The following is a 13,887-nucleotide window of genomic DNA, read 5'->3' as shown; positions in this document are numbered from 1 at the left end:
ATGTTAAATAGACCGATTTTACGAGTAATAACCAGGCTGATACAAAAACAAGGCATATATACCCGTCTTACTTGAAGCTGCAGCTTTGTTGGCTGCGCTAACTCACCCCCAATCACTTAGGCAAGCTAAGCTCATGGAGCTTCGTTTACTTGCCGCCTCACTGCAACTTCAATTACTTTGGGTATAAATAATGAGGGGATAATTTTTGTTGTAAATATAACATCAATGCGATGTTGTATTTACAACGCCTATCATGGTTAATGACTTGTTAAATCGTCATAAATCAATAAATTAAAAGTTGGCATGCATCCTGCTGTACGGTAGTGAATCTATAAAATGGTCTTAGTGTTTAAGGCCACATAATAAATTAATTACTGGAGCTTCAAACTATGTTCTGTATTCAATGTGAACAAACTATCCGTACCCCTGTATCAAGCGGCTGTTCTTATTCTCAAGGTATGTGTGGTAAAACAAGCGATGTTTCTGATCTGCAAGACATCCTAGTATACGTACTACAAGGTGTGTCTTTCTGGGCTGAGCTTGGTCGTGAATATGGCATCATCGATTCTGAAATTGATGAGTGGGCACCAAAAGCATTCTTCTCTACTTTAACCAACGTTAACTTCGATGAAGACCGCATCATTGAGTTTTCAAACGCAGCTTACCAATTCAAAGTTCGCTTAGAAGAAAAAGTACGCGCTGCCGCTCTATTAGCAGACAAAGCGTTACCAGAACTTTCTCCAGCAGCAATTTTCGAGCTTCCAACTGACCGTGAATCTCTACTTAAATTTGCACCATTAGCTGCCGTCAACCGTGGCCATGAAAGTGTTGATCCTGATGTTATGGGCCTACGTCTTCTTTGTCTTTACGGCTTAAAAGGCGCGGCAGCCTACATGGAACATGCTCGCATTCTTTCTCAAACAAGCGTTGAGATCTTCACTGAATACCATCAGATCATGGCATGGTTAGGTACTGAGCCACAAGATCTTCAAGCCTTGCTAGATTGCTCTATGCAAATCGGCATGATGAACTACAAAATCATGGAAATCCTTGACCGTGGTGAGACCCTAACTTTCGGTCACCCAGCACCCACTCAAGTTAACGTCAAAACCAAAAGCGGCAAATGTATTTTGGTTTCTGGTCACGATTTACATGATCTTGAGAAAATCTTGCAACAAACTGAAGGCAAAGGCATTAACGTTTACACTAACGGTGAAATGCTTCCTGCACACGGCTACCCAGAGCTTAACAAGTACCCACATCTAGCGGGTAACTACGGTAGTGCTTGGCAGAACCAACAAAAAGAATTCGCTAACTTCCCTGGCGCAATCGTAATGACATCAAACTGCTTGCTTAACCCAGAAGTAGGTCTATACGCTGATCGTCTATTTACTCGTAGCATCGTAGGTTGGCCTGGTGTTGCTCATCTTGAAGGTGACGACTTTAGCGCAGTGATTGATTGTGCATTAGCGCAAGACGGTTTCCAACATGATGAAATCGAACAAATGATCACAGTTGGATTCGGTCGTAACGCATTGATGGAAGCCGCGCCTGCTGTTATCGATCAAATCAAACAGGGTAACATCAGCCACTTCTTCCTAGTTGGCGGTTGTGACGGTGACAAAGTTGAGCGTAACTACTTCAACGAATTCACAAAACAAACGCCAGATGACAGCGTTATCTTGACGCTTGCGTGTGGTAAATTCCGCTTCAACAAAGAGCAACATGGTGAAATCAACGGCATTCCTCGTCTATTAGATGTTGGCCAATGTAACGATTCTTACTCTGCTATTCAGCTTGCACTTGCTCTTGCAAACGAGTTTGATTGTGGCGTGAACGATCTACCGCTAACACTGGTTCTTTCTTGGTTCGAGCAAAAAGCGATTGTGGTTCTGCTTACTCTTCTTGCATTAGGCATTAAAGGTATTTACACAGGTCCAACCAAACCTGCGTTCTTAACTGACAACCTAATGGCCGTTATTCAAGAGAAATTCGACTTACGAATGATCTCAACGGTTGAAGAAGATATGAAGACTATCCTAGGTGAAAAAGTCGCTTAATAATATCCGTCTTTAAATTTGTAGCTCGTTTCTTGATATAAAGGAACGAGCTATGTATTTTAAATAATGATGTATATTTCGCTAAAAATAGAGCAACGAGAGAAGAATATGACGCAATTCCAATGGCCTTCGAATGGTCCTGCAACTTTAGTATGTAAACGTAAATGGGCAGAGACTTCAAACAGCGTGAGTTTTACGTTAGCACCTGAATCTATTAATGATCAGGACATCGCATTCAACTTTATCCCTGGCCAATTTATTACTTTAGGGATCGAAATCGACGGTAAAATGGAATATCGCGCTTATTCATTAAGCTCAATGCCAAATCAAACCGAATTACAATTAACCATCAAGCGTGTAGCGGGTGGTAAAGTTTCAAACTATATCGTTGATAGCCTACAAGAAGGGCAAGCGGTATCGGTATTAAAACCTGCAGGTGAGTTTCACATTGAGCGCCGATCTCAAGATCAAGCGCACGGCAATCGCATTGTATTATTAAGCGCCGGTTGTGGTATTACGCCAGTTATGTCTATGGCAAAAACGCTATTGGCTAATAAAGATGACAGCACCGATATTCATTTTATCCATGCTGCCACTCAAATCGATCAAATCATCTATCATCAAGAATTATTAGCTATGGCTGAGCAACATGCGCGTTTTCATGTCAGCATCATGCTTGAAGATGCCAAGGGCAGTGATTACTTAGAAGGGCGCTTAACTCAAGCCGCGCTAGCTAACTATTGTGCCGATATTGCTGAGCGCACCACTTTCTTATGTGGCCCTGTTGGTTTTATGGGCGCAATGCAAGAAAACCTACAAGCGTTAGGCATGGACATGGATAACTTCTATCAAGAAAGTTTTACCCCAGCGGAGTCAACTCAACCAGATGTTGAACTCAATAATGCTGATAAAGTTGAAGCATTAGCCAATGCTACTATATTTGTGCCAACGTTTGGCGCTCAAGTAGAAGCCAAGATCGGCAGTGCATTAATCGATGCATTAGAAGCGGCAAAAGTACCGGTAATTGCCGCGTGTCGTAGTGGTATTTGTGGCTCTTGTAAGTGCAAAGTGACCAAAGGCGAATTTACTCGCACCAGTACCGAAACGCTTACCGTAGATGAAATCGAGCAAGGTTTCGTATTGGCGTGTTCTTGCCAAGTCCATTCTGATCTAGAAGTTGCGCTTAACTAATACTGATTCCATTTAATATTTGATCAATTTGAATACGCCGAAAAGACGCTGACCCTTCCTTGGTCGCTTGAGAAAAGGCCATCCATGTCCTTTGACACTTTTCTCTGTATTCAATTTTGAATGGACATTAAATTTATGGAATGGGTATCCATTAGATAAGCGGTTTTAAAATATAAAAATGGGAACCACTGGTTATAAAGTGGTACCCATTTTTGTGTCTGAAATTTGAGTTGGATTTTTCAGATAGCGAATAAACGATTATTTTTTCGCTGGGGTGTAACCATAATCGGTGATGATTTTTTGCCCATCGTTAGACGTTATAAAGCCTAAGAAAGACTCGATAGACGGATCTTTATGATCTTTCTTTTGTACCACTAAAAATGGTCGGCTGAGTTTGTAGTCACCGTTGGCAATATTGGCAGAAGTTGGATCGACACCGTTAAAATCCACTGCTTTAATTGATTTATCCAGTGAACCCATCGAAACGAAACCAATCGCTTGAGGGTTATTGTTGATTAATGTCTTCATCATACCATTGCTGTTGACCACTAAAATTTTTGGACTGATGTTCGATACCAGTTGGTTATTGACTACTCTGGTCAAGCCTAACAAGCTTTCAAAACTGTAACGTGAACCTGAAGAGGCTTCGCGAGTGACAACCGCAATACCTTTATCTTCGCCGCCAACTTGTTTCCAGTTAGTGATCTCACCTTGATAGATTTTAGCTAATTGCTCACGAGTTAAATTACTGACTGGATTGGCAATATTGGTAGCAATGGCCAGTCCATCATGAGCAATGGTGGTGATGGTCAGATCTTTTCTTAACTCGGCTTCGGTTAAATAACGTGAACTCATCCCTAAGTCGGCCACGCCCTTAGTGGCAAGAATGATACCGGCTGTCGAATCTACCCCTTGAACCGCAATATAAGATTCTGGGTGGGTTTTGTTGTAGCTTTCTGCCAGCACATCCATCACTCGAGTGACAGAGCTTGAGCCTGATACCACAATATCTTTGGCGTAAGCGTTTGAAATAAAAATAAGTGAGGATAACAATCCGGTTAGTAACACTCGTAACATGTAGGTCTCCAAAGGTGATGAGTTACTTAGGTATAATTTTCAATAATTATATGTTTGTTATATGACAGTTATGTGAATCGGAGTGCGATCCTTACCAGAGGAGAGGTGTTTATGTTTGTCAGTCTATGCGTTAGATAACAAAACCAAAGAAGTGATTGGGGCTATACTAAATCAAGTTCATTATTTATGGATTGGGAGGTTTTATGCCATCTGAAATTGAAATTCAAAGAATAAAGCGTAGGGCAGAGCAACTCTGTCATTGGCGCAATGAGAATGTATCGGCAGAACTTGGTAAGGCTTGCTTTGATATTCAAGCGCAACAATTCGTTTTCTATAAAACGGCATTTGCGGTTGATTCTATCCATTGCCAACGAGATATTGAAGTAGCGAAGCTGCATTATGAGCCAACAGGCAAGCAGTGGCACTTATTTATCCGTAGCAATGATAATGACATTAACCGTGACGTGGAATGGCAAGCGCATATTACTCACCCAATGCATGTGGATGCTTTATCTTTATTGAGTGTGATTGAAAGAGATCAAGACGAATATATTTGGGGCTAGAGCGGCGATTATCAGGCACCTCTATTTTTTGTACCCGTAGTTAGCCTCTTTCAAGTGAGGAAAGGCTATCCATGGTCTTTGACACTTTTCTCTGTACTCAATTTTGAACGATCATTAAATTTATGCAATGGGTATAACAGTGATGTGATTACCCATAAGCCCATAAACCAATAAAAAAGCACCTCCGTAAGCGAAGATGCTTTATGTGTCATAAATACAGACGTTATATGTGCCGTTAAGCGTTGTTTATTTACTTACTTTTTTTCATCAATGCTTGCTGCATCGGTGGTAACGTCTGAAGAGTCCTGCAACGGGGCAAAAGTTTGCGTCGGTTTGGCGGTAATGTTACGCGTATCGGTGCTGACATTCAGCAGCGTTACTTCAATGACATCACCCAACTTAAACTCAACATTTTTATCGATTTCGATCGTGCCCAATTCACGCGAGCCTACAATGCGTTCTTTGTTATCAATAATTTGTGAGCAAGGAATAAAGACGGCTGCGCCATTAGCCAATAGTCGAGCTCGCATACCGGCGCGATTAACATCAAAGATCTCGGCTGCAAATTTAGTGCCATTTTTAGGCTCATTAATCAAAGTGCGCGCGTACAACCAATCACCGACATTACGTTCGGCCATGCCATGATAGCGACGACATAATGATAACTCTTCGCCAATGGTTTCATCGGGCACTTGGACCGGTGCTTTATCAAGAATTAACGCTTTTAACATACGGTGGTTGATCATATCGCCGTATTTACGGATTGGTGAAGTCCAAGTGGCGTAGATATCCAGCCCCATCGCGTAATGCTCGGCTGGCATGTGATTAATCTCACTGTAAGCCTGACACTTACGAATGCGGTTATCTAAGTAAGAAGTGTCTTGCTTGCCTAACCAACGGCGTAAGGCGCTAAAGCCTTCTAAAGTCACGATAGATTCAGCAGTAAAACCTTGCTCACCTTCAGGATCAACTAACTCAATAATATCTTTTAGCTTATCTTCTTTAAAGCCAGCGTGAGTATTAAAGATACCGGATTGGAATTTTTGCTTCAGCGCACTGCCGGCACAAATATTGGCGGTGATCATGGCTTCTTCTACCAACTTATTGGCGGTGCGACGTAAATCGGCGTGGATCGCGACCACATCGTTGTCTGGGCTTAATTCAAAGCGGTAATCTGGGCGATCTGGGAATACCACCGCATTGTTTAAACGCCAAGTAGCGCGAGCTTGAGCTAATTGATGCAATGTTGCCACAACCGGAGCGATATTGTCTTGTGGTTGCCAAGCGTTATCTTTATTTTCAAGCCAATCCGAAACATTATCATAAGCAAGACGGGCATGAGATTTCATATTTGCAGCAAAGAAATGAATATCATCGCCGATCACGCCATCTTTAGAGACCGTCACCGAACAACATAAAGCAGGGCGCAGTTCATCTTGTTTGAGTGAACATAAGTCATCGGCGAGATCGCGCGGCAGCATTGGAATATTGCGACCAGGTAAATAGATAGTGAAGCCACGTTTACGCGCCACTTTATCCATCACTGAATCTGGAATGATATACGCGGTTGGATCGGCAATGGCGATGGTCAGTTTAAAATCGCCTTCAGGCGTGGTCTCTGCGTATAGTGCATCATCCATATCTTTGGTCGATTCACCATCAATAGTGACAAACGGTGTTGCCGTCATATCAATGCGTTCTAATGCCTCATCATCCATCAACTGCCATTGTTGGCCTTCTTCCAAACCCGCAGGTTCGCAGTTGGGTAAATCATTTTGCGCTAATGTCACCCACCAAGGGGCAATTTTATCGTCGGCATCAGTGATCTTGGCAGAAATTTCAACTAAGAATTGCTCATGGGAAGTGTCTGAATTGAGAGGATGCTCAATCAGATGCGCCACTACCCAGTCGCCTTCATTTAAGGTTTCTGGGTTTACGCCTTTACGTGCTTTGGCTTTAAGAGACAATTTACGCAGTTGCGGGTGATCGGGTACCACATTCAAACGGCCTTTGAATTTCTTCACTCGGGCAATAAAACGGGTTAAAGACGGCTCAATAAGTTCGTCCGGTTCTGCGCTTTCTTTGTCGTTCTCACTGCGAATGATGGCCACGACTTTGTCGCCATGAATGCATTTTTTCATAAAAGCGGGTGGGATGAAGTAGCTCTTCTTGCTGTCTACTTCTAGAAAACCAAAGCTTTTATCGGTGGCTTTCACGGTGCCTTCTTTTTTAGGCAAAGTTTGTTTCATTTGTTGTTTGAGTTGAGCGAGGAGCGGATTATCAGAAAACATGGGCTTCTTTCTAAATTAGTGAGTCGAATTCTATGAGGCACACTATAATCATTGCATAAAGAGATTGCCACTTTATTAGCGGTTCAGTGGGTTAACCTCAAATATTGAGAAAGACGAGGGCTGTAATTGATAAGCAGCGCTCTCTATAATGTTAAATAATCAGGTATTGGTGAATAATTTTACATATTTTAGGCTAAATAGAACAAAATTGTGATGAAATTCAATTTTTCCTAGCTTTTTTTGTGTTTATAGGGCAGAATTCGCCTCCCTTAATGATGTCCCGAAACAGCTTAAGGCGTTTTCTACCTAATCCATGATTTTTATGGAACACGAAGTTAGGGTAGGTATGAGAGGTAGTAGAGCTTAATGGGACCGAAATTTTCCTTAAATAAGTAGGAACCCCATGTCAGAAAATCAAACTAAATTCGTCGATCTTGATCTTAACGAAAATCTTTTATCTGCACTAAATTCAATGGGCTTTGAAACCCCAACTCCAATTCAAGCCGCTTCTATTCCTTTTCTTCTAGAAGGTAAAGATGCGCTAGGTAAAGCACAAACCGGTACTGGTAAAACAGCTGCGTTCTCTTTACCCGTTCTAAATAAAATCGATCTTAAGCAACATAAACCACAAGCCATCGTTATGGCACCGACTCGCGAACTTGCTATTCAAGTTGCAGCAGAAATCAAAGTACTTGGCCAAAACATTAAAGGCTTGAAAGTAATTGAAATTTACGGTGGTGCATCAATCGTTGATCAAATGCGTGGCCTGAAAAATGGTTCTCACATTGTTGTTGGTACTCCTGGTCGTGTTAAAGACTTAATTAACCGTCGCTCTCTTCAATTAGACGAAGTAAAAACATTCGTACTTGATGAAGCCGATGAAATGCTAAAAATGGGTTTTGTTGATGATGTAACATGGATCATGGAACAAGCTCCAGAATCTGCGCAACGCGTATTGTTCTCAGCCACTATGCCTCCAATGGTTAAGACTATTGTAGACCGCTTCCTACGTAACCCTGCTCGCGTCGATGTTGCTGGTGAAAACCGCACAGTAGCGAAAGTAGAGCAACAATATTGGGTAGTAAAAGGCGTAGAAAAAGACGAAGCAATGAGCCGTCTGCTTGAAACTGAAGAAATCGATGCTTCAATCGTATTCGTTCGTACTCGTCAAGATACTGAGCGTCTGTCTGATTGGTTATCGGCTCGTGGCTTTAAATCTGCTGCGCTTCATGGTGATATTCCTCAAGCACAACGTGAACGTACGGTTGATAACATCAAACGTGGCGTGATCGATATTCTTGTTGCGACTGACGTGGTTGCTCGTGGTCTTGATGTTCCACGTATCACGCACGTATTTAACTACGATATCCCATTCGATACTGAATCATACATTCACCGTATTGGCCGTACTGGTCGTGCTGGACGTACTGGTAAAGCAGTATTATTGGTTCGTACTAACCAAATTCGTATGCTTCGCACTATTGAGCGTGTTACTAAATCAAGCATGGAAGAAATTCAACTTCCAAACCGCGATAAAGTAGCAGAAGCTCGTCTGATTAAATTAGGTGCTGAGTTAGAATCAGAAAAAGGCAGCTCTGCACTTGCAAGCTTTGCTGAACTGATTGAAAAACTAAAAGTTTCTTTAGAAGTAGATGCTGCAACTCTTGCCGCTATCTTGCTTAAGCGTCAACAAGGTAAACGTCCTTTGTTCTACCAAGGTCCAGATCCTATGATTGATGCTATTGCTCGTGATAGCAAACGTCGCGCAGAACGTCGTGATAATCCACGTGATGGCGGCCGTGATGGTGGTCGTTCGTTCGGTGGCACTAAGCAAGATTGGGATACTTACCAATTACAAGTTGGTCGTGACAGTGGCGTTCAAGTTAAAGATATCGTTGGCGCATTGGCAAACGAGCTTGGCTTAACTAAGCATTCAATCGGTGCGATTAAACTGGCTCAAGGTCATACTTTTGTTCAGTTACCAAAAGCAATGACTTCTGAAGTTGCGGGTAAGCTTAAGAAATTACGCATTCGTCAAAAAGAAGTTGGCGCGATTGTGTGTGACTTTGATGATTTCCGTGAATCACGTGGCCCTCGTGGTGGTGCTGGTTCTGGTGCTTCTCGTCGTGACGGCGGAAACTTCCGTGGCGGACGTGGTGGCGAAGGTCATCGTGGTCGTCGTGATGGTGGTGCTTCTGCTGGTGGTCGTGATGGCGAACGTCGTTTTGACCGTAACCGCACAAGTGGCAAGCCTGCGGCTCCTCGCACTAACCGCGACGCATAAGATTAACATTTAATATTCAGTCTCAGACGAGTATAAGATGATGAAACCGAGATAAGCTCTGTGCTATCTCGGTTTTTTTGTCTTGGGTTTGGGTATTTTGAACTTTAGTTTAGGATTGGACGTATTTAAATACACGTTTCTTGCTGATCATGACTACACTTTCACACGTTATCGAGTGTGGACTTGTTAGGTTGTTTTGGGAGGGCTAGGGAGGATTCATGCTTTTTGTTCAAATAAAGTTATATCTTTCACAGCAGAAATTAATTCAAAGTATGCGCTAGATCAACTTAAGCCAGACTCTTTAAGCTCTTTTCACAAAGAAAAGTTGAAAGTTTCAAAAATTATTGAATAATGGTACCCATGTTCACAAACAAACGAGTTGCGGTATTACTACCCTAAGTCACAAGGGTATAGACCCCTCTGTTTTACTCAATAGCATATAAGAGAAACCTCATGTCAAATAAATATGTCCTCGTTATCAACTCTGGTAGTTCTTCACTTAAGTTTGCCGTTATCAATTCAGTATCTGGTGATGCAGTATTAACGGGTCTAGGCGAATGTTTTGGCCTAGAAGATTCTCGTATGAGCTGGAAGTATCAAGGTAACAAACAAGAAGTTTCAATTGTTGGTGAAGAAAATCATCACCAACTTGCTATCGGTAAATTAGTTGGCATTGTTGCGGAATACGACTTAACTGATGCCATCATCGCTGTTGGCCACCGTATCGTTCATGGTGGTGAGAAATTCACAAAAACAGTACAAATTGATGAGCAAGTATTAAAAGATATCGAAGCAGTAAAAGAACTTGCACCTTTACACGCACCTGCCAACGTTATTGGTATTAAAGCTGCTTTAGCCGCTTTCCCAACGTTGCCACAGTTTGCCGTGTTTGATACTGCATTCCACCAAACAATGCCAGCTAAAGCCTTTACCGGCGCAATTGATAAGACGCTTTACGATCAATACGCAATTCGTCGTTACGGTTTCCACGGTACTAGCCATTACTTCGTGAGTCGTGAAGCCGCTAAGATGATTAATAAGCCAGTGGAAGAAAGCAGCTTTATCTCTGTTCACCTTGGTAACGGCGCATCAGTTTGTGCAATTAAAAATGGTAAGAGTGTTGATACCAGTATGGGCTTTACACCACTTGCTGGCCTTATGATGGGTACCCGTTGTGGTGATTTAGATCCAAGTATCATTGAGTTCTTACTTAATAAAGGTTGGACGACAGAACAAGTATTTGAAACATTGAATAAAAAATCAGGTTTCTTAGGTGTGTCTGGTTTAACCAGCGATGCTCGCGGTATTTTAGAAGCGATGGAAGAAGGCCATGAAGGCGCAACATTAGCATTCCAAGTGTTTACTTACCGCGTGGCGAAATACATCGGCTCTTACATGGTGGCACTTGATAACCTAGACGGCATTATCTTCACCGGTGGTATTGGTGAAAATGCATTGCTAATTCGTCGCGAAATTTTAAAGTACCTTAAAATCTTTGGCTACAAAGAGAATGAAGCTGCGGATGCCGATGCTCGATTTGGCGCAGAAGGGATCATTACTACCGCTGATTCTCCAGTGGCGATGGTTATCCCAACCAATGAAGAATTCGTTATTGCTCAAGAGTCAGTGGCTTTAATGGCCTAATGCAAGCAAAAGTTAAAACGGCAAAAGCCACAGCTTAAAATAAGCTGTGGCTTTTTTGTTGAAAAATTGGTGGTGGAGTTTACAAAATCTGATCGTAAGATTTACCTCGTGGTCACTTAATCATCAATGAAGCAAAATTGGGTTATGAAACTCTAATGGCGTTGAAGAGGCAAATAACCTTGCATCGGTATTTAAAGAGACAGGACCACAGTCGATACAAATCAACTCTTCTCCATACTCAGATAATAAAAACTCTTCGCTCGAACATAATGGGCAGCAGCAAATATCCAAATCAACGTCCAAAGCAGGCTTTCTTGTTACTTTTTTTATATTCATAATGTATGCCTTCTGTCGTTCTTATTCATTATGTGTATGCGATAGTGATTCTGTACATAGTTAACTCGATAAAAAAGCAATATAGCGAGTCTGTTTACATTCCTATGTAACTAAGGCTTGTGTCAGTTACATATCAAAAATTATTGTCTCATAAATTTAATTGATTAGTTTATAATCGCATGAACTTATGAGATGTGTATCTTGTTTTAACCAAACGCTGACATTATTCAATCGCCTGTCCAGCTGGTCTTTCCGATGTTATTAGTATGTGTAAAACCTCAATACAGCCACAGAGAAATTTGTTAAACTTCAGCCAATTATTTGTGTCTTCAACATTAGGTTCTCATGTCGTTTCAAACTCTAGGTTTAGATCCCCGCTTGGTCGATTGCGTTAAGCAGTTAGGCTTCATTTCACCCACACCTATTCAAGAACAAGCGATCCCGTTATTGCTACAAGGTGATGATGTGTTAGCTTGCGCACAAACGGGCACCGGTAAAACCGCCGCGTTTGGACTGCCTTTAATCCAAAAAATCATGCAGCAAAAGCAAGATACACTTGAAGCAAAGATAGAGGTTGAAACAAGCACTAAGACTTTGCTTGATACGGATAAAGATCATCCAGTCACACCGCGCAAAGTCAATCGTTCGGTAAGTGGTTTAGTGCTGACCCCAACCCGAGAATTGGCGCAGCAAGTTTTTGACAGTTTAGTCTCATACAATCAAGGTTTGAATATTGTGGTGGTGTACGGTGGCACCAGTATGAGTGTGCAAACCAAAGAATTAGCCAAAGGGGCAGATATTGTCGTTGCCACACCTGGGCGTTTATTGGACCATTTGTTTGTCGGCAATATTCATTTAAAAGACACCCAAAGTTTGGTGTTAGATGAAGCCGACAGAATGCTGGATATGGGCTTTATGCCTGATCTACAACGTATTTTACGCCGCATGAATAGTGACCGCCAAACCTTATTCTTTTCAGCCACCTTTACTAAACGGATCCGAGAAGTCGCTTACAAAATGCTAAAATCGCCGAAAGAAGTGCAAATTGCGGCGCAAAACAGTACCGCTGAAAGTGTTGAGCAAATGGTGTATCCCGTCGATAAATCGCGCAAACGTGAACTGCTGGCGTATTTGATTGGTTCAAGAAACTGGCGACAAGTGTTGGTGTTTACTAAAACTAAACAAACTTCCGACATGCTGGCCAAAGAATTGAAATTGGATGGTATAAACGCAGCGTCGATTAATGGTGATAAAAGCCAAGGCGCACGCCAAAAAGCGCTCGATGATTTTAAATCAGGAAAAGTTCGCGCATTAATTGCGACCGATGTTGCGGCGCGCGGACTCGACATCCAACAATTGCCACAAGTGGTAAACTACGAACTGCCATTTCAAGCCGAAGATTATATTCACCGCATAGGTCGCACCGGTCGCGCAGGGGAAACGGGACAAGCTTTTTCGCTAATGTGCCCACAAGAGCAATATTTACTCGATGCGATTGAAACCTTATTAGATAAGCGTTTGCCACAACAATGGCTAGAAGGGTATGAGCCAAGCTTTAGCGATCCAGAAGAGCCACAAATGAAACGTGGTCGTTCAGCTGAAAAGCGCAAACTCAAAGCCAAACTTAAGATCCACAGCCAACGCGGTAAGCGACGTTAATCTATTTCTTCTGGCGGCGCGATTATCATGGTCGCCAAGCAACGTGGTCGTTCGATATCTTGCGGCTTAATATGCAACTGCTGGCTGATATTGAGATTAAACTGTTGCCAATGCGCAAAGAGGGCATCGTCGTCGCTTGGTTGCTCAAATACATGCGGAAGTAAAGGGCGTAACGTACTGGCGGAGTGAGAGTACAATGTCACCTGCCAGCGTAATGTTTTGCCCGTGAGCAACGAGTCTGGGTACTGTTGCTTAAATTGGATCATTAAGTTTTCAATCACTTCATTGACGTGAATACTTGGGTCGAGTAAATAATTGACCATCTTTTTGTCTTGTCGTACTGCGTCGGCTAAAAAACGAATCGCACGCGGATCATGCAAGCTGCAAGCTAACACTCGATTCATTAACTTATACAATAAGATATTGGCGGGTAAATCTTGCGGCAGTGAATCGATAATATGTTGAAAATAATTCTTAAAATGCAGCGATAAGTGATCACTAATATGCTGCCAGATTTTCTCTTTGCTGCCAAAATGATAGCGTAATAAGCTATGAGAAACTCCAGCCTGCTCACTGATCAAACGCAGTGATACCCGTTTATAGCCTAATTTTGCAAACAATGAGCCAGCAACCGACAAGATTTGTCTTTTGGTCTGTTTCGCTTCTTGTGCGCTACGCCGACCTTGTTTTTTTTCCGTTCCTGTATCCACAGATAGCCTCATTTTTACGGTCACATACTGTCCAGTAGGATAGTATACTGCAGTAGTAATCAACTAGCGAAG

Annotated in this window: 10 protein-coding genes; 6 read left to right on the top strand and 4 right to left on the bottom strand. The window is 42.2% G+C overall.

Annotated features, from left to right (window positions below; translation table 11 throughout):
• The first annotated feature begins 389 nt into the window (after positions 1 to 389).
• Both hcp and GFB47_RS14020 read left to right on the top strand, forming a co-directional pair.
• Positions 390 to 2,060, top strand: a complete 1,671-nt coding sequence (hcp, locus tag GFB47_RS14025; RefSeq protein WP_153448660.1) for a hydroxylamine reductase — start codon at positions 390 to 392, stop codon at positions 2,058 to 2,060.
• Between the two features lie 108 nt (positions 2,061 to 2,168).
• On the top strand, positions 2,169 to 3,251 hold the full coding sequence (locus tag GFB47_RS14020) for a hybrid-cluster NAD(P)-dependent oxidoreductase (protein ID WP_153448659.1): 1,083 nt from the start codon (positions 2,169 to 2,171) through the stop codon (positions 3,249 to 3,251).
• 258 nt (positions 3,252 to 3,509) lie between these two features.
• On the opposite strand, the gene GFB47_RS14015 is transcribed toward GFB47_RS14020, so the two are convergent.
• The gene (locus tag GFB47_RS14015) at positions 3,510 to 4,328 is read right to left on the bottom strand and encodes a phosphate ABC transporter substrate-binding protein (RefSeq protein WP_153448658.1); all 819 of its coding nucleotides are present in this window, start codon (positions 4,326 to 4,328) and stop codon (positions 3,510 to 3,512) included.
• Positions 4,329 to 4,531: 203 nt separating this feature from the next.
• On the opposite strand from GFB47_RS14015, the gene GFB47_RS14010 reads away from it, so the two are divergent.
• A complete protein-coding gene (locus GFB47_RS14010) occupies positions 4,532 to 4,891 on the top strand; it encodes a DUF3024 domain-containing protein (RefSeq protein WP_153448657.1) in 360 nt (119 codons plus the stop codon).
• Between the two features lie 254 nt (positions 4,892 to 5,145).
• Here GFB47_RS14010 and rnb read toward each other — a convergent pair whose 3' ends face one another.
• Entirely contained in the window at positions 5,146 to 7,182 is a 2,037-nt protein-coding gene (gene rnb, locus GFB47_RS14005) for an exoribonuclease II (RefSeq protein WP_153448656.1), read from the bottom strand.
• A gap of 403 nt (positions 7,183 to 7,585) precedes the next feature.
• On the opposite strand from rnb, the gene GFB47_RS14000 reads away from it, so the two are divergent.
• Both GFB47_RS14000 and GFB47_RS13995 read left to right on the top strand, forming a co-directional pair.
• Positions 7,586 to 9,466 (top strand): DEAD/DEAH box helicase, encoded by a 1,881-nt coding sequence (locus tag GFB47_RS14000; protein ID WP_153448655.1) that lies wholly within the window; start codon positions 7,586 to 7,588, stop codon positions 9,464 to 9,466.
• A 453-nt stretch (positions 9,467 to 9,919) separates the two neighbouring features.
• A complete protein-coding gene (locus GFB47_RS13995; protein ID WP_153448654.1) occupies positions 9,920 to 11,110 on the top strand; it encodes an acetate/propionate family kinase in 1,191 nt (396 codons plus the stop codon).
• A gap of 123 nt (positions 11,111 to 11,233) precedes the next feature.
• On the opposite strand, the gene GFB47_RS13990 is transcribed toward GFB47_RS13995, so the two are convergent.
• Positions 11,234 to 11,446: a hypothetical protein gene (locus GFB47_RS13990; RefSeq protein ID WP_153448653.1), complete on the bottom strand. Its 213-nt coding sequence runs from the start codon at positions 11,444 to 11,446 to the stop codon at positions 11,234 to 11,236.
• Positions 11,447 to 11,791: 345 nt separating this feature from the next.
• On the opposite strand from GFB47_RS13990, the gene GFB47_RS13985 reads away from it, so the two are divergent.
• Positions 11,792 to 13,105 (top strand): DEAD/DEAH box helicase, encoded by a 1,314-nt coding sequence (locus GFB47_RS13985; protein WP_153448652.1) that lies wholly within the window; start codon positions 11,792 to 11,794, stop codon positions 13,103 to 13,105.
• Here GFB47_RS13985 and GFB47_RS13980 read toward each other — a convergent pair.
• The gene (locus GFB47_RS13980; protein WP_178306521.1) at positions 13,102 to 13,815 is read right to left on the bottom strand and encodes a TetR/AcrR family transcriptional regulator; all 714 of its coding nucleotides are present in this window, start codon (positions 13,813 to 13,815) and stop codon (positions 13,102 to 13,104) included. The genes GFB47_RS13985 and GFB47_RS13980 overlap by 4 nt on opposite strands.
• Positions 13,816 to 13,887 lie beyond the last annotated feature (72 nt).

It is taken from the genome of Vibrio algicola, assembly GCF_009601765.2.
GTDB lineage: Bacteria > Pseudomonadota > Gammaproteobacteria > Enterobacterales > Vibrionaceae > Vibrio > Vibrio algicola.
Note: the sequence above shows the minus strand (reverse complement) of the source record. Positions and strands in the feature narration are given on the sequence as shown.